The organism is Pseudomonas sp. Pdm06, from assembly GCF_014851795.1.
Taxonomy (GTDB): domain Bacteria; phylum Pseudomonadota; class Gammaproteobacteria; order Pseudomonadales; family Pseudomonadaceae; genus Aquipseudomonas; species Aquipseudomonas fluorescens_AA.
This window is the reverse complement of sequence record NZ_JACVAH010000016.1, coordinates 1-15,743: the sequence shown is the minus strand read 5'-3', so window position 1 is coordinate 15,743 and position 15,743 is coordinate 1. Positions and strand designations below refer to the sequence as shown.

Sequence of the window (15,743 nt, the reverse complement as noted above, 5' to 3'; positions counted from 1 at the left end):
ACGCCATGAGAGCCGATCTGGACATCATCCAGGAATGGATCCCCGCCGGCAGCCGCGTGCTCGACCTGGGCTGCGGCAACGGCGAACTGCTGACCTGGCTGCGGGACAACAAACAGGTCACCGGCTACGGCCTGGAAAACGACCCGGACAACATTGCCGAGTGCGTCGCCAAGGGCATCAACGTCATCGAGCAGGATCTGGACAAGGGCCTGGGCAACTTCGCCAGCAACAGCTTCGACATCGTGGTCATGACCCAAGCCCTGCAAGCGGTGCACTACCCGGACAAGATCCTCGACGAAATGCTGCGGGTCGGGCGCCAGTGCATCATCACCTTCCCCAACTTCGGCCACTGGCGTTGCCGCTGGTACCTGGCGAGCAAGGGTCGCATGCCGGTTTCGGATTTCCTGCCCTACACCTGGTACAACACGCCGAACATCCACTTCTGCACCTTCAAGGATTTCGAAGCGCTGTGCCGCGAACGCGAAGCCAAGGTCATCGATCGCCTGGCCGTGGACCAGCAGCACCGCCACGGGTGGGCCAGCAAGCTATGGCCTAATCTGTTAGGTGAAATAGGCATCTATCGGGTCAGCAGCCCAGGCCTTGCCGATTACCAGGTCGCGGTGTAAGCCCCGGCCTCACCAGGAGCACGACATGAAACGTCTAGCGTTGTTTCTCATCACCGCGTGCCTGAGCGTGGGCGCCATGGCCGCCGACGTCATCAAGGGCGAGCGCAAGGAAGTGTTCGGTGATATCACCGTGCACTACAACACCTTCAACTCCACCTTCCTGACGCCGGACATCGCCAAGGCTGCCGAGCTGATTCGCAGCAAGAACCAAGGTGTGATCAATGTCTCGGTGATCAAAAGCGGCAAGCCATTGATCGCCGACGTCAGCGGCACGGTGAAGGACCTGACCAGCAAGACAGTCCCCCTCTCCTTCCGCCAGATCACCGAACAAGGCGCGATCTATTACATCGCCCAGTATCCAGTGGACCAACAGGAAACCCGCACCTTTGAAATCAAGGTGCAAACCGGCGACAAGATCAACACCATCAACTTCAACCAGGAACTGTTCCCAGGCGAATGATGAACCTCACCCAACTCGTACTGGCCAGCCACAACGCCGGCAAACTCAAGGAACTGCAGGCCATGCTCGGCGGGTCGGTGCAGTTGCGCTCGATTGGCGAATTCAGCCAGGTGGAACCGGAAGAGACCGGCCTGTCGTTCGTCGAGAACGCCATCCTCAAGGCCCGCAATGCCGCACGCATCTCGGGCCTGCCGGCGCTCGCCGACGACTCCGGGCTGGCCGTGGACTTCCTCGGCGGCGCACCGGGCATTTACTCGGCCCGTTACGCTGACGGCAAAGGTGATGCGGCGAACAACGCCAAGCTGCTCGATGCCCTCAAGGACGTGCCCGAAGCCGAGCGCGGCGCGCAGTTTGTCTGTGTGCTGGCCCTGGTCCGCCACGCCGACGATCCGCTGCCGATCCTCTGCGAAGGCCTGTGGCACGGGCGCATTCTCACCCAAGCCAGCGGCGAGCACGGTTTTGGCTACGACCCGTTGTTCTGGGTGCCGGAGCGCAATTGCTCCAGCGCCGAGCTGGGGCCGGTGGAAAAAAACCAACTGAGCCACCGCGCCCGCGCCATGGCCCTGCTGCGTCAACGCCTGGGCCTGCAATGATCGATGACGCTCCCGCACCGCTGATCCATGGCGGTGCACAAACGCCCCGGGCGCCACTGCCGGTGTTGCCGCCCCTGGCGCTGTACATCCACATCCCGTGGTGTGTACGCAAATGCCCCTATTGCGACTTCAACTCCCACACCGCCAGTCCACAGCTGCCGGAGGAGGAATACGTCGACGCTTTGCTGGCCGATCTCGATCAGGATCTGCACGGGGTTCATGGTCGCGAACTGAGCTCGATCTTCTTCGGTGGCGGTACGCCAAGCCTGTTCAGCGCCCAGGCCCTGGGCCGATTGCTCAAGGGTGTCGAGGCGCGGATACCGTTCGCCCATGACATCGAAATCACCCTGGAAGCCAACCCCGGCACGTTCGAGCAAGAAAAATTCGTCGCTTACCGGGCCTTGGGCATCAACCGCCTGTCCATCGGTATCCAGAGCTTCCAGCAGGCCAAGCTCGAAGCCCTGGGGCGGATCCACAACGGTGACGAAGCGGTGCGCGCCGCCGGCATGGCCCGCCAGGCCGGGTTCGACAACTTCAACCTGGACCTGATGCATGGGCTGCCCGACCAGTCCCTCGACGACGCCTTGAGCGACCTGCGCCAAGCCATTGCCTTGAAGCCGACTCACCTGTCCTGGTACCAGCTGACGCTGGAACCGAACACGGTGTTCTGGAATCAGCCGCCGACCTTGCCCGAAGACGACACGCTGTGGGATATCCAGGAAGCCGGGCAGGCCTTGCTGGCCGAACACGGCTACGCCCAATACGAAGTCTCGGCCTACGCCCAGCCCGGCCGAGCGGCGCGGCATAACCTCAACTACTGGAGCTTCGGCGACTTCATCGGCATCGGCGCCGGCGCCCACGGCAAGCTCAGCCATCCGGACGGGCGCATCGTGCGCACCTGGAAGACCCGACTGCCCAAGGACTATCTCAATCCGGCCAAAAGCTTCCAGGCTGGCGAGAAAACCCTGGCCAATGAAGAACTGCCGTTCGAGTTCCTGATGAACGCCCTGCGCCTGACTGCAGGCGTGGACGCGCGTCTGTACCCGGAACGCACCGGGTTGCCCCTGCAAAGCCTGGCCGAAGGCCGGCGCGAGGCCGAACAAAGCGGGTTGTTGCAGGTCGAACCGACACGTCTGGCGGCCACCGAGCGCGGACAGCTGTTTCTCAATGACTTGCTGCAGACATTTCTGAGCTGATCAACACAAGGAAATCGAATGGATCTGGTACTCGACCTGCTGGCCACCGTGTCCCGCTGGAGCCGCAGCAACCTGTCGGAAATCTCCCTGGCATTGGTAGGCTGCCTGCTGGTGCTGTTTGGTGCCGACATCAAGGGCTGGGTCGACCAACGCCTGGGCAGCATCGCCGGCGCCTTGCGCGTCCCCTTGATCGCCCTGCTGTGCATGATCGGCAGCGGTGCCGCGCTGATCTATGCCACGCCATGGATCGTCAGGGGCTTGAGCCAGTTCAACAACTACAGCCTGGCGCCAGTGTTGTTGGTGGTGCTGGTGTTGATTGGCGTGGTGGCGGATCGGCGCTGATCCAGGCACGCCAGAAACAAATGTGGGAGCGAGCCTCTGTGGGAGCTGAGCTTGCTCGCGATGCAGGCGACTCGGGGTTCAGGTTGCGACCGAGGCGCTGCTGTCGCGGGCAAGCCTTGCTCCCACAGAAGCTCACTCCCACATTGGGTATCGCGTGATACTTATGCCACCTTCTCGAACTTCAAATCCCAAACCCCATGCCCAAGCCGTTCGCCACGGCGTTCGAACTTGGTGATCGGCCGTTCGGCCGGGCGTGGCACGCACTTGCCGTCTTCGGCCAGGTTGCGATAGCCCGGGGCGACGTTCATCACTTCCAGCATGTACTCGGCGTAGGGTTCCCAGTCGGTGGCCATGTGCAGCACACCGCCGACCTTCAACTTGCTGCGCACCAGTTCAGCGAACGACGCCTGGACGATACGGCGCTTGTGGTGCCGGCTTTTGTGCCAAGGGTCCGGGAAGAACAGCATCAGCCGGTCGAGACTGTTGTCGGCCACGCAGCGGTTGAGCACTTCGATGGCGTCGCAATCGTAGACCCGCAGGTTGGTCAGTCCTTGGGTCAGCACGCCGTTGAGCAGCGCACCCACGCCGGGACGGTGGACTTCCACCCCGATGAAATCCTGCTCCGGCGAAGCGGCGGCCATTTCCAGCAACGAGTGGCCCATGCCGAAGCCGATTTCCAGCGAGCGCGGGGCCGAGCGGCCGAACACCTGGTCAAAATCCACCGGTGCATCGGCCAGGGGCAGGACAAACAGCGGCGCGCCCTGCTCCAGGCCGCGCTGCTGGCCTTCAGTCATGCGCCCGGCGCGCATCACGAAACTCTTGATGCGGCGGTGCTGGCGCTCTTCGCCTTCTTCCGGCAGGACCGGCGTGTCGTTCGATTCAGTCATCAATGGCTCTTACTTGATCAGACCATCCAGCGGCGAGGAGGCGCTGGCGTAAAGTTTTTTCGGCATGCGGCCGGCCAGGTACGCCAGGCGACCGGCGACGATGGCGTGCTTCATGGCTTCGGCCATCAGGACTGGCTGCTGGGCGTGGGCGATGGCCGAGTTCATCAGCACCGCTTCGCAGCCCAACTCCATGGCGATAGTGGCGTCGGAGGCGGTGCCGACACCGGCATCCACCAACACCGGGATCTTGGCTTCTTCCAGGATGATCTGCAGGTTGTACGGGTTGCAGATCCCCAGGCCAGTGCCGATCAGGCCGGCCAGCGGCATGACCGCGATGCAGCCGATTTCCGCCAGCTGACGGGCAATGATCGGGTCATCGCTGGTGTAGACCATCACGTCGAAACCTTCCTTGACCAGGGTTTCGGCGGCCTTGAGGGTTTCGATCACGTTGGGGAACAGGGTTTTCTGGTCCGCCAGCACTTCCAGCTTCACCAGGTTGTGGCCATCGAGCAGTTCACGAGCCAGGCGGCAGGTGCGCACGGCCTCGATGGCGTCGAAGCAACCGGCGGTGTTCGGCAGGATGGTGTAGCGATCCGGCGGCAGGATATCCAGCAGGTTCGGTTCGCCCGGGTTCTGGCCGATGTTGGTCCGGCGCACGGCGACGGTCACGATCTCGGCGCCCGAGGCCTCGATGGCCAGGCGGGTTTCTTCCATGTCGCGGTATTTGCCGGTGCCTACCAGCAAGCGCGACTGGTAGGTACGACCGGCCAGGACGAAGGGCTTGTCGCTACGAACGATGCTCATGGGAAATCCTCTGTTGGGGTGAGGTTCTTGCGAAATGCTGCGAAACCGAGGCGGCTAGCCACCACCGATGGCGTGGACCACTTCGACCGAATCGCCGTCGTTCAACGTGGTTTCGGCGTGCTGGCTGCGCGGGACGATATCCAGATTGAGCTCCACCGCGACGCGACGTCCAGCCAGTTCCAGACGGGTCAGCAGGGCCGCAACGGTTTCACCGTCGGGCAGTTCAAGGGGTTCGCCGTTCAACTGAATGCGCATGCCGGATGCCGCCATCATTTTTAGGGGCTGGCATTCTAGCCCGATCAGTCAGGGCGACCCAAGCCATTCGTCATGAAATGGACTGCCCGGTCAGCCCAGCCGCCAGGCGGCAAGCCCCAGGCACAACCAGCCGATCAGGAACGCCACGCCACCCAACGGGGTGATGATGCCCAGCTTGCTGATGCCGGTCAGGGTCAACAGGTACAGGCTGCCGGAGAACAACAGGATGCCGATGACAAACGAAATCCCGGCCCAAGTGACGACGCGTCCGGGAATGTGCGTGGCCAGCAACGCAACGCCCAGCAACGCCAGGGTGTGCACCAGTTGGTAGGTGACGCCGGTGTGGAAAATCGCCAGGTAATCGGCGCTCAGGCGATTTTTCAGGCCATGGGCGGCAAATGCCCCCAGCGCCACGCCCGTGAAACCGAAAAAAGCCGCCAGCATCAGAAAGCTACGCAACATGGGAACTCCAGTCAGACTCGGTGGACAGGGTCTGTATAATGGCCCGCTCGACGGGTTCGGCCAAGCCATCTCTATGCTGCGTTTATTGTTTCGACGATTCCTTAAAGCCCTGCTCTGGTTCGCCGTCGGCAGCGTCGTGCTGGTGCTGCTGTTTCGCGTGGTGCCGCCGCCGTTCACCGCGCTGATGATCGAGCGCAAGGTTGAATCCTGGTTCGGCGGTGAGCCGATCGACCTGCAACGCACCTGGCAGCCTTGGGACCGGATTTCCGACAGCCTCAAGGTGGCGGTGATCGCTGGTGAAGATCAGAAATTCCCCGAGCACTGGGGCTTCGACATTGGCGCGATCCAGGCCGCCTTCGCTCACAATGGGCGTGGCGGTTCGATTCGCGGCGCCAGCACCCTCAGCCAGCAAGTGTCCAAGAACCTGTTCCTGTGGTCGGGCCGCAGTTGGCTGCGCAAAGGCCTGGAGGCCTGGTTCACCGCGCTGATCGAGGTGCTCTGGCCCAAGCAGCGGATCCTTGAGGTGTACCTCAACAGCGTCGAGTGGGATGACGGTGTGTTCGGGGCGGAAGCCGCAGCACGCCACCACTTCCGCACCAGCGCCGACGCCTTGTCCCGGCAACAGGCCAGCCTGCTGGCGGCGGTATTGCCCAACCCGCGGAAATGGAGCGCCAGCCGGCCGAGCCCCTATGTGCTACGGCGGGCGGGCTGGATTCGCCAGCAGATGAGCCAGCTGGGGGGCGACAGCTACCTGCTGGAGCTCGATCGTTCGCGGCGAGCGCCTTGGGCGCAGTAGCCCAGACACTGGAAATCCCTTGTGGGAGCGGGCTTGCTCGCGAATGCGGTGCGTCAGACACATTGATATGGACTGACACACCGCATTCGCGAGCAAGCCCGCTCCCACAGAGGTTTTGCCCACACAAACAAAAACGCCCCGATCATCACTGATCGGGGCGTTTTTCATGGCTGCTATCGCAGGTCAAGCCGCAATCGACACCTTGAGCTTGTTCATCGCGCTCTTCTCGAGCTGGCGAATCCGCTCGGCCGACACGTTGTACTTCTGCGCCAGGTCGTGCAGCGTGGCTTTTTCCTCGGCCAGCCAGCGCTGGTAGAGGATGTCGCGGCTGCGTTCGTCCAGCACTTCCAGGGCTTCGTGCAGGTTGGTGTTGGAGTTGTCGCTCCAGTCGGCGTCTTCCAGTTGACGCGCCGGGTCATACCGGTGGTCTTCCAGGTAGTTGGCCGGCGATTGGAAAGCGCTGTCGTCGTCCGCTTCGGCGGCCGGGTCGAAGGCCATGTCATGGCCGGTCAGGCGGCTTTCCATCTCGCGCACTTCCCGGGGTTCTACGCCCAGGCTTTCAGCCACGCGGTGGACTTCTTCGTTGTTCAGCCAGGCCAGACGCTTCTTCTGGCTGCGCAGGTTGAAGAACAGCTTGCGCTGGGCCTTGGTGGTCGCGACTTTCACGATGCGCCAGTTGCGCAGGATGAACTCGTGGATTTCCGCCTTGATCCAGTGCACGGCGAACGACACCAGGCGCACACCCATTTCCGGGTTGAAGCGCTTGACCGCCTTCATCAGGCCGACGTTGCCTTCCTGGATCAGGTCGGCCTGGGCCAGCCCGTAGCCGGAATAGCTGCGGGCGATATGTACGACAAAACGCAGGTGGGCGAGCACCATCTGCCGAGCCGCCTCAAGATCCTGCTCATAATAGAGACTCTCGGCCAGTTCACGCTCCTGCTCGGGCGTCAGCAAGGGAATGCTGTTCACCGTGTGCACATAGGCCTCCAGGTTCGCACCCGGGACCAGAGCATAAGCAGGTTGCAAAGAAGTGGTCATACGAAAAAACCTCCGACTCACATAACTCGTGCAGTTCAGCACTGCGAAAATTGACCGGGAACCCAAAGACAAGTTCCCACAAAAACCGAAAGGTCAATACGCGCAAAAAACACTATTTTGGCGCAAGCTCACGCAAGTGGCGTGCGACCGCAATCCATGCACCGATATAACCCAACAGCACCGCGCCAAGCAAGAGCGACAGACCGTCGGCGACTGGCACTCCGGCCAGCGCGAAATCACTGCCGTACAAACCGGCCAGCCCCACTACCGCATCGTTCAGCCAGTCCAGGCCAAACGCCAATACGCCCCAGGACAGAATCCCCGCACCGAAGCCATACAGCGCCCCCATATAAAGGAAGGGCCTGCGAACATAACTGTCCGTACCGCCGACGAGTTTAATCACTTCTATCTCGGTGCGGCGGTTTTCAATATGAAGACGAATGGTATTGCCTATCACCAAAAGTAATGCAGAAACCAGCAGCACCGTCAGACCGAAGACAAACCGGTCGCCGAGCTTGAGGATCGCCGCAAGACGCTCGACCCAGACTAGATCAAGTTGCGCCTGTTGTACCTTCGGCAACTCGGAAAGTCTTTGTCTTAATGCTTCAAGGGCGGGCTTGTCGACCTCGTTCGGGGTCACCAGCACCACGCCCGGCAGCGGGTTCTCCGGCAGTTCCTTGAGCGCGTCGCCCAGGCCGGACTGTTGCTGGAACTCTTCCAGCGCCTGCTCGCGGCCGATGTACTCGGCTTCGGCCACTCCCGGCATCGCCTTGATCTGCTCACCCAATGCCTGGCCTTCGGCGGGACTGGCGTCCATCTGCAGGTAGAGGGAAATCTGCGCCGCGCGCTGCCAGGAGCCGCCCAGGCGCTCCACATTATTCAGCAATAATGACAGGCCCATGGGCAGGCTCAAGGCAACCGCCATCACCATGCAGGTAAAGAAGCTGCCGATGGGCTGCTTGCCCAGACGCCGCAGGCTGTCCAGCAGGCTGGCGCGATGGCTTTCGATCCAGGCGCGCAGCAGCGTGGCGAAGTCCGGGCCGTCGTCATCGTCGCGCTTTTTCTTTTGCGGCTGCGGATCGGAGGCCTTCGGGGCCACGCGTTCGGCCACTTTCGGGCTGCGAGTAGCACTCATGCGCCAGCCTCCCCGTCACCGATCAATCGACCGCGTTGCAAGGTGAGCATGCGGTGACGCATGCGGGCGATCAGGGCCAGGTCGTGACTGGCAATCAGCACACTGGTGCCCAGGCGGTTGATGTCTTCGAACACGCCCATGATTTCCGCCGCCAGGCGCGGGTCGAGGTTACCGGTGGGCTCGTCCGCCAGCAGCAAGGCCGGGCGATGGACGATGGCGCGGGCGATGCCGACGCGTTGTTGCTGGCCGGTGGAGAGGTCGCCCGGGTACAGGTCGGTCTTGTCCGACAGGGCCACACGCTCCAGGGCCGAGTCCACGCGCTTGATGATCTCGGCCTTGGACAGGCCAAGGATCTGCAACGGCAACGCCACGTTGTTGAACACCGTGCGGTCGAACAACAACTGGTGATTCTGGAACACCACGCCGATCTGCCGCCGCAGGTAGGGGATCTGGGCATTGCTGATGGTGCTCAGGTCCTGGCCGGCCAGCAGCAGTTTGCCGGTGGAAGGCCGCTCCATCGCCAGCAACAGGCGCAGCAAGGTGCTTTTACCGGCGCCGGAATGGCCGGTGACAAACAGAAACTCGCCCCGACGGACCCGAAAGCTCAGCTCATGCAAGCCGACGTGACCGTTCGGATAGCGTTTACCGACCTGTTCGAAACGAATCATGAATGCTCCCGTTCGGCAAACAGTGCCTGGACAAAGGGCTCGGCTTCAAAGGTGCGCAAGTCGTCGATGCCTTCGCCCACGCCGATGTAGCGAATGGGCAGGCCGAACTGCTTGGCCAGGGCGAAAATCACCCCGCCCTTGGCGGTGCCGTCGAGCTTGGTCAGGGCCAGCCCGGTCAGTTCGACGGTCTGGTTGAATTGCTTGGCCTGGTTGATGGCGTTCTGGCCGGTACCGGCGTCCAGCACCAGCAGCACTTCGTGGGGCGCGTCGGCGTCGAGCTTGCCGATCACCCGGCGCACCTTCTTCAATTCTTCCATCAGGTTGTCTTTGGTGTGCAGGCGACCGGCCGTGTCGGCGATCAGTACATCGATGCCACGGGCCTTGGCCGCCTGCACGGCGTCGAAGATCACCGAAGCGGAGTCGGCGCCGGTGTGCTGGGCGATCACCGGGATCTTGTTGCGCTCGCCCCACACTTGCAGTTGTTCGACCGCGGCGGCGCGGAAGGTGTCGCCGGCGGCGAGCATGACTTTCTTGCCTTCGAGTTGCAGCTTCTTGGCCAGCTTGCCGATGGTGGTGGTCTTGCCGGCGCCATTGACACCAACGACCAGGATCACGAACGGCTTGTTCTGCGAGGCGATCACCAGCGGCTTTTCCACCGGCTTGAGCAGGCTGGTCAGCTCGCCCTGCAGGGATTTGTACAGGGCGTCGGCGTCGGTCAGCTGCTTGCGTGCGACCTTCTGGGTCAGGCTCTGGATGATCACCGAGGTGGCCTCGACGCCGACATCGGCGGTCAGCAGGCGGGTTTCGATGTCCTCCAGCAATTCGTCGTCGATGACTTTCTTGCCCAGGAACAGGCTGGCCATGCCTTCGCCGATGCTGGCGCTGGTCTTGGACAAGCCCTGCTTGAGGCGGGCGAAGAAGCCGACCTTGTTTTCCTCAGCGCTACGGACGGGCTCGACGGGGGCCATGACTTCCAGCACAGCAGGTGCCGGATCGGGGGCGGCAGGCGCAACCACGGGTGCAACGACGGCGGCTGGCGGTTCAATGACAGCTTCGACGACTGGCGCCTCGACAACCTGTGTCGGCGCTGGAATCGGCGGGGTGATATGGGGCGCCGCTTCCTCGACCAGCGCGACGGGCTCTTCCGCCACCGGCAAGGTCAGCCAGGGCGTTTGCTCGGCGGGCGGGGTCAGCGGCTGCTCGGCCATCGGCTCGGCAACGGGCTCAGGCTCGACCGGTTGCAGCACCGGCTCGGCGATCGGCAGGACAATGGGCGCGGCCTCTTCGGCCACTGCCTCGGCGGCGGGCTCAGGCAGCGCTTGTGGCTGTTCGACGACGGTATCCTGCGGCTTCTTGCGCAGCCATCCGAACAGGCCTTTTTTCTCGCCAGCCGCGGCTGGGGTCTTCTTGTCGTCGTTGGAACCAAACATGGAGGACGGCTATCTCACGGTAGCGACGCGCCACGAGGGCGCCTCGGTGATAAATATTCAATGCTGAACAGACTGCGTTTCATCCAGCTTGTTCACGCGCAACATTTTGTCGAAGCGTCCCCGGACGCCTCAAAGTCGATTTTTTCGAAGGACTGGTACGGCATCATCGGCGAAAACGCCGGGATCAACGAGCAAACCCAGGGTTTCTCCGCAGAACCCAGACAACCCCGGGCCGATAAAAGGCCCGATAGGCGTGGCCGCCAGTAAAACGGATCAGTATCCTAGCACCTCCTCGCCTGCTGAGGCTAAGACCTAGCAGGCAACCCAACAGGTTTAAACACGAATGAATGCTCTTGCCCGCCGCGCCGCAGGCCTGCTGCTCAGCACAGTTTGTCTGCCTCTTTCAGCCCTGGCTGCCGACCCACAACCCACCCATGAATTCACCCTCGACAACGGCCTGAAGGTCGTCGTGCGCGAAGACCATCGTGCGCCGGTGGTGGTGTCCCAGGTCTGGTACAAGGTCGGTTCCAGCTACGAAACGCCAGGCCAGACCGGTTTGTCCCACGCCCTTGAGCACATGATGTTCAAGGGCAGTGAAAAAGTCGGCCCCGGCGAAGCGTCGCTGATCCTGCGCGACCTCGGTGCCGAAGAGAACGCCTTCACCAGCGACGACTTCACCGCCTACTACCAGGTGCTGGCCCGCGACCGCCTGGGCGTGGCCTTCGAACTGGAAGCCGACCGCATGGCCAGCCTGCGCCTGCCGCCGGAGGAATTCAGCCGCGAAATCGAGGTGATCAAGGAAGAGCGCCGCATGCGCACCGACGACAAGCCCATGTCCAAGGCCTACGAGCGCTTCCAGGCCATGGCTTACCCGGCCAGCGGCTACCACACGCCGACCATCGGCTGGATGGCCGACCTGGACCGGATGACCGTCGAGGAACTGCGTCACTGGTACGAGTCCTGGTACACCCCGAACAACGCGACCCTGGTGGTGGTTGGCGACGTGACGCCGGAGGAGGTCAAGGCCCTGGCCCAGCGTTATTTCGGCCCGATTGCCCGGCGCGCGGTGCCGGTCGCGAAAATCCCCCTGGAACTGGCCGAACCCGGCGAACGCCAGATCACCCTGCACGTGCAGACCCAACTGCCCAGCGTGATGCTGGCCTTCAACGTGCCGAGCATCGCCACCGCGACGGACAAGGCGTCGGTCAACGCGCTGCGGCTGATCTCGGCCCTGTTGGACGGCGGCTACAGCGGCCGGATCCCGACCCAACTGGAGCGCGGCGAAGAATTAGTGTCCGGCGGCTCGTCGAGCTACGACGCCTTCACCCGCGGCGACTCGTTGTTCACCTTGTCGGCGACGCCCAACACGCAGAAAAACAAAACCCTCGCCCAAGCAGAAGCAGGTTTGTGGCGCCTGCTTGAGCAGTTGAAAACCACCGCCCCGACCGCCGACGAACTGGAACGCGTGCGCGCCCAGGTCATCGCCGGCCTGGTGTATGAGCGCGACTCGATCACCAGCCAGGCCACCGCCATCGGCCAGCTGGAAACCGTCGGCTTGTCCTGGAAGCTGATGGACACCGAACTCGCCGAACTGCAAAGCGTGACCCCGCAAGACATCCAGAAGGCAGCCCAGCTGTATTTCACCCGCTCGCGCCTGAGCGTTGCGCACGTCCTGCCCGAGGAGAAAGCTCATGAATGAGCGCAAATCATCGCGCCTGGTGCCGATCGGCCTGGTATTGATCGCCCTGGCCGGCGCCCTGGCCTTTTACCTGTCGCCGTCCAGCGACTCCAACGCCAGCCAGGCATTGGACAAGGCCAAGTCCGGCAACAAGCTGCAATCCCTGGCCGAACTGAACGACAAGGCCCCCAGTCGGCGCCAGCTCGACGTGCAAACCTGGACAACCGCTGACGGCGCCAAGGTGCTGTTCGTCGAAGCCCGGGAATTGCCGATGTTCGACCTGCGCCTGACCTTCGCCGCCGGCAGCAGCCAGGACGGCGACGCCCCCGGCCTCGCCCTGCTGACCAACGCCATGCTCAACGAAGGCGTGGCCGGCAAGGACGTCAGCGCCATCGCCCAAGGTTTCGAAAGCCTCGGCGCGGACTTCGGCAACGGCGCCTATCGGGACATGGCCGTGGCGTCCCTGCGCAGTCTCAGCGCAGCCGACAAGCGTGAGCCGGCATTGAAGCTGTTCGCCGAAGTCGTTGGCAAACCAACCTTCCCCGCCGACTCCTTCGCCCGGATCAAGAACCAGATGCTCGCCGGCTTCGAATACCAGAAGCAGAACCCCGGCAAACTGGCGGGCCTGGAACTGATGAAGCGCCTCTACGGCGAGCATCCTTATGCCCACTCCAGCGACGGCACCGCCGACAGCATCCCACCGATCACCTTGGCCCAGGCCCGGGCTTTCCACGCCAAGGCCTATGCCGCCGGCAACGCCGTGATCGCGCTGGTGGGGGACTTGTCCCGCGCCGAAGCCGAAACGATTGCCAACCAGGTCGCCGCCGCGCTGCCCAAAGGCCCGGCCCTGGCGAAAACCCCGGCACCGGTGGAACCGAAGGCGAGCATCGGCCACATCGAGTTCCCGTCCAAGCAGACCAACCTGATGCTCGCGCAATTGGGCATCGACCGCGACGATCCGGACTATGCCGCGGTATCCCTGGGCAACCAAATCCTCGGCGGCGGTGGCTTCGGCACGCGGCTGATGACTGAAGTCCGTGAAAAACGCGGCCTGACCTACGGCGTGTATTCCGGCTTTACGGCGATGCAGGCCCGCGGCCCGTTCATGATCAACCTGCAGACCCGTGCCGAGATGAGCGAAGGCACCTTGAAACTGGTGCAGGACGTGTTCGCCGACTACCTCAAGAACGGTCCGACCCAGAAAGAACTCGATGACGCCAAGCGTGAGTTGGCGGGCAGCTTCCCGCTGTCCACCGCCAGCAATGCCGACATCGTCGGCCAGCTCGGCGCCATGGGGTTCTATGACTTGCCGCTCAGCTACCTGGAGGACTTCATGCGCCAGTCCCAGGAACTGACGGTCGAGCAGGTCAAGGCCGCGCTGAACAAACACCTGAGCACTGACAAAATGGTCATCGTCACCGCCGGCCCGAGCGTGCCGCAAAAGCCGTTGCCGCCCCCTACTGACAAACCTGCCGAGCAGCCGCTCGGGGTTCCGGAGCACTAATGGCCCGCCCATCGAATTCCAGCAAGAAACCTGTGCACAACGGTGTGAACCAGTTGCGCATCATCGGCGGCGAATGGCGCAGCCGGCGCCTGAGTTTCCCGGATGCCCCGGGGTTGCGCCCCACCCCGGACCGCGTGCGGGAAACCCTGTTCAACTGGCTCGCGCCGTACGTGGCAGGCGCCCGGGTGCTCGACCCGTTCGCCGGCAGCGGCGCGCTGTTTCTCGAGGCCCTGTCCCGTGGCGCCGCCATGGGCCAGGCGCTGGATGCCAGCAACCTGGCGGTCTCCAGCCTCAAGGAACACCTGGGCACCCTGCGTTGCACCGTCGGTCAGGTACAGACCGCCGACGCGCTGCGCTACCTGGACAGCCAGCCGGCAACGCCTTTCGACCTGGTGTTCCTGGACCCTCCTTTCAACCAGAACCTGTTGCCGACGGTCTGCGCCTTGCTCGAGGAGCGTCACTGGCTGGCCGAGGATGCCTGGGTCTACACTGAAAGCGAGACTGCCCCGTCCACCCTGGGCTTGCCGGGCAACTGGCGCTTGCACCGCGAGCAGAAATCCGGACGGGTGTATTACGCGTTGTGGCAGCGTTTGACAAAGGACATTGGCTGAACGGCTGACCAGTGCATCGAGAATAATAATGATGTCCGCCGCATCTGAACGTTTCGTCCCTGCCCCGGGCCTTGGCAACCCGCACCTGCAAACCTTGTGGGGCCCCTTGTGGCGCCAGACCACCCACATCGAGCGTCAACGCGAGCGCCTGTGGCTGGAAGACGGTGATTTCCTCGACCTCGACTGGCACGGCCCCCACAGCGCCGAGGCGCCACTGGTGCTGGTGCTGCACGGGCTGACCGGCTCTTCCAACTCGCCTTACGTGGCCGGGTTGCAGCAGGCGCTCGGTCGCCAGGGCTGGGCCAGCGCGGCCTTGAACTGGCGCGGCTGCTCGGGCGAGCCGAACCTGTTGCCCCGCAGCTACCACTCGGGCGTCAGCGAAGACCTGGCCGCCGCCATTACTCACTTGCGCGCCAGGCGGCCCTTGGCGCCGCTGTTTGCGGTGGGTTATTCACTGGGCGGCAATGTGTTGCTCAAGCACTTGGGAGAAGCCGGCCGCGACAGCCAGTTGCAAGGGGCCGTGGCGGTCTCGGTACCGTTTCGCCTCGACCAGTGCGCCGATCGCATCGGCCAGGGATTTTCCAAGTTCTACCAGGCGCACTTCATGCGACAGATGGTGGCCTATGTGCGCAACAAGCAACGCCAGTTCCAGCACGACGGACGCCACGAAGGCCTGGCGACCCTGGCGGCCCTTGGCCCGCTGGAGAACATGCGCACCTTCTGGGACTTTGACGGCCGGGTGACGGCACCGCTGCACGGGTTCTCCGATGCCGCGGACTACTACCGCCGCGCCTCCAGCCGTTATTTCATGGCGAGCATCAGCACGCCGACCCTGGTCATCCAGGCCGCCGACGATCCTTTTGTGTTTCCCCACAGCCTGCCCGAACCCGGCGAGTTATCCACCTCGACCCGACTTGAACTGCACGCCCGGGGCGGGCATGTCGGGTTTGTCGACGGAACCCTGCGGCGCCCGGGGTATTACCTGGAGCGACGGATTCCCGATTGGCTGGCCGGCCTGAGGCGCGGCTGACCATTTGCAGACAACACAAATCCACTGTGGGAGGTGTTCACCGGTTCAGCGTTCGCCAGGAATCCCCTGTGGGAGCGAGCTTGCTCGCGATAGCGGCGGGACAGCGACATTGAAATTGCCTGGCACACCGTCATCGCGAGCAAGCTCGCTCCCACAATTTTTTTGGGGTGTTCACCGGTTCAGCGTTCACCAGGAATCCCCTGTGGGAGCGAGCTTGCTCGCGATAGC

18 protein-coding genes are annotated in these 15,743 nt (G+C 63.2%); 10 read left to right on the top strand and 8 right to left on the bottom strand.

The window, feature by feature from the left end:
• Positions 1-5 precede the first annotated feature (5 nt).
• From metW to IB266_RS23385, 5 genes are read left to right on the top strand one after another with little or no spacing between them, the layout of a single operon-like run.
• Positions 6-626, top strand: a complete 621-nt coding sequence (gene metW / locus IB266_RS23405; protein ID WP_060740200.1) for a methionine biosynthesis protein MetW — start codon at positions 6-8, stop codon at positions 624-626.
• Positions 627-651: 25 nt separating this feature from the next.
• Positions 652-1,086 (top strand): DUF4426 domain-containing protein, encoded by a 435-nt coding sequence (locus tag IB266_RS23400; protein ID WP_192262663.1) that lies wholly within the window; start codon positions 652-654, stop codon positions 1,084-1,086.
• A complete protein-coding gene (gene rdgB / locus IB266_RS23395; protein ID WP_060740198.1) occupies positions 1,083-1,679 on the top strand; it encodes an RdgB/HAM1 family non-canonical purine NTP pyrophosphatase in 597 nt (198 codons plus the stop codon). The genes IB266_RS23400 and rdgB overlap by 4 nt, the downstream gene beginning before the upstream one ends.
• Entirely contained in the window at positions 1,676-2,875 is a 1,200-nt protein-coding gene (hemW, locus tag IB266_RS23390; protein WP_225613634.1) for a radical SAM family heme chaperone HemW, read from the top strand. The genes rdgB and hemW overlap by 4 nt, the downstream gene beginning before the upstream one ends.
• A gap of 18 nt (positions 2,876-2,893) precedes the next feature.
• Positions 2,894-3,217, top strand: coding sequence for a DUF3392 domain-containing protein (locus IB266_RS23385; protein ID WP_060740196.1), 324 nt, complete (start codon positions 2,894-2,896; stop codon positions 3,215-3,217).
• Between the two features lie 161 nt (positions 3,218-3,378).
• Here the strand turns inward: IB266_RS23385 and trmB are convergent, their stop codons facing one another.
• The 4 genes from trmB to IB266_RS23365 all read right to left on the bottom strand — a co-directional run bounded on the left by trmB (position 3,379) and on the right by IB266_RS23365 (position 5,625).
• The gene (gene trmB, locus IB266_RS23380) at positions 3,379-4,104 is read right to left on the bottom strand and encodes a tRNA (guanosine(46)-N7)-methyltransferase TrmB (protein WP_014340682.1); all 726 of its coding nucleotides are present in this window, start codon (positions 4,102-4,104) and stop codon (positions 3,379-3,381) included.
• 9 nt (positions 4,105-4,113) lie between these two features.
• On the bottom strand, positions 4,114-4,908 hold the full coding sequence (locus IB266_RS23375) for a thiazole synthase (protein ID WP_060740195.1): 795 nt from the start codon (positions 4,906-4,908) through the stop codon (positions 4,114-4,116).
• 54 nt (positions 4,909-4,962) lie between these two features.
• On the bottom strand, positions 4,963-5,163 hold the full coding sequence (gene thiS, locus IB266_RS23370) for a sulfur carrier protein ThiS (protein ID WP_060740194.1): 201 nt from the start codon (positions 5,161-5,163) through the stop codon (positions 4,963-4,965).
• A 90-nt stretch (positions 5,164-5,253) separates the two neighbouring features.
• Positions 5,254-5,625 carry a DUF423 domain-containing protein gene (locus tag IB266_RS23365; protein ID WP_192262661.1) on the bottom strand — a complete coding sequence of 124 codons (372 nt, stop codon included), beginning with the start codon at positions 5,623-5,625 and terminating at the stop codon, positions 5,254-5,256.
• A gap of 73 nt (positions 5,626-5,698) precedes the next feature.
• On the opposite strand from IB266_RS23365, the gene mtgA reads away from it, so the two are divergent.
• Complete coding sequence (gene mtgA, locus IB266_RS23360; RefSeq protein WP_060740192.1) at positions 5,699-6,421, top strand: monofunctional biosynthetic peptidoglycan transglycosylase; 723 nt, start codon at positions 5,699-5,701, stop codon at positions 6,419-6,421.
• Between the two features lie 183 nt (positions 6,422-6,604).
• On the opposite strand, the gene rpoH is transcribed toward mtgA, so the two are convergent.
• The 4 genes from rpoH to ftsY all read right to left on the bottom strand — a co-directional run bounded on the left by rpoH (position 6,605) and on the right by ftsY (position 10,692).
• Positions 6,605-7,459, bottom strand: coding sequence for an RNA polymerase sigma factor RpoH (gene rpoH, locus IB266_RS23355; protein WP_003177476.1), 855 nt, complete (start codon positions 7,457-7,459; stop codon positions 6,605-6,607).
• A 112-nt stretch (positions 7,460-7,571) separates the two neighbouring features.
• The gene (ftsX, locus tag IB266_RS23350) at positions 7,572-8,594 is read right to left on the bottom strand and encodes a permease-like cell division protein FtsX (RefSeq protein ID WP_060740191.1); all 1,023 of its coding nucleotides are present in this window, start codon (positions 8,592-8,594) and stop codon (positions 7,572-7,574) included.
• Positions 8,591-9,262 (bottom strand): cell division ATP-binding protein FtsE, encoded by a 672-nt coding sequence (gene ftsE, locus IB266_RS23345; RefSeq protein ID WP_060740190.1) that lies wholly within the window; start codon positions 9,260-9,262, stop codon positions 8,591-8,593. Before ftsE ends, ftsX begins: the two co-directional genes overlap by 4 nt.
• The gene (gene ftsY, locus IB266_RS23340; RefSeq protein WP_192262660.1) at positions 9,259-10,692 is read right to left on the bottom strand and encodes a signal recognition particle-docking protein FtsY; all 1,434 of its coding nucleotides are present in this window, start codon (positions 10,690-10,692) and stop codon (positions 9,259-9,261) included. The genes ftsE and ftsY overlap by 4 nt, the downstream gene beginning before the upstream one ends.
• Positions 10,693-11,035: 343 nt before the next feature.
• On the opposite strand from ftsY, the gene IB266_RS23335 reads away from it, so the two are divergent.
• Genes IB266_RS23335 through IB266_RS23320 form a run of 4 tightly spaced genes read left to right on the top strand, consistent with a single transcriptional unit; the run spans position 11,036 to position 15,515 of the window.
• Positions 11,036-12,391 (top strand): M16 family metallopeptidase, encoded by a 1,356-nt coding sequence (locus IB266_RS23335; protein ID WP_092203097.1) that lies wholly within the window; start codon positions 11,036-11,038, stop codon positions 12,389-12,391.
• A complete protein-coding gene (locus tag IB266_RS23330) occupies positions 12,384-13,874 on the top strand; it encodes a M16 family metallopeptidase (RefSeq protein WP_192262658.1) in 1,491 nt (496 codons plus the stop codon). Before IB266_RS23335 ends, IB266_RS23330 begins: the two co-directional genes overlap by 8 nt.
• Positions 13,874-14,485: a 16S rRNA (guanine(966)-N(2))-methyltransferase RsmD gene (rsmD, locus tag IB266_RS23325; RefSeq protein WP_192262656.1), complete on the top strand. Its 612-nt coding sequence runs from the start codon at positions 13,874-13,876 to the stop codon at positions 14,483-14,485. The genes IB266_RS23330 and rsmD overlap by 1 nt, the downstream gene beginning before the upstream one ends.
• A 31-nt stretch (positions 14,486-14,516) precedes the next feature.
• A complete protein-coding gene (locus IB266_RS23320) occupies positions 14,517-15,515 on the top strand; it encodes a hydrolase (protein ID WP_103310935.1) in 999 nt (332 codons plus the stop codon).
• Positions 15,516-15,743 lie beyond the last annotated feature (228 nt).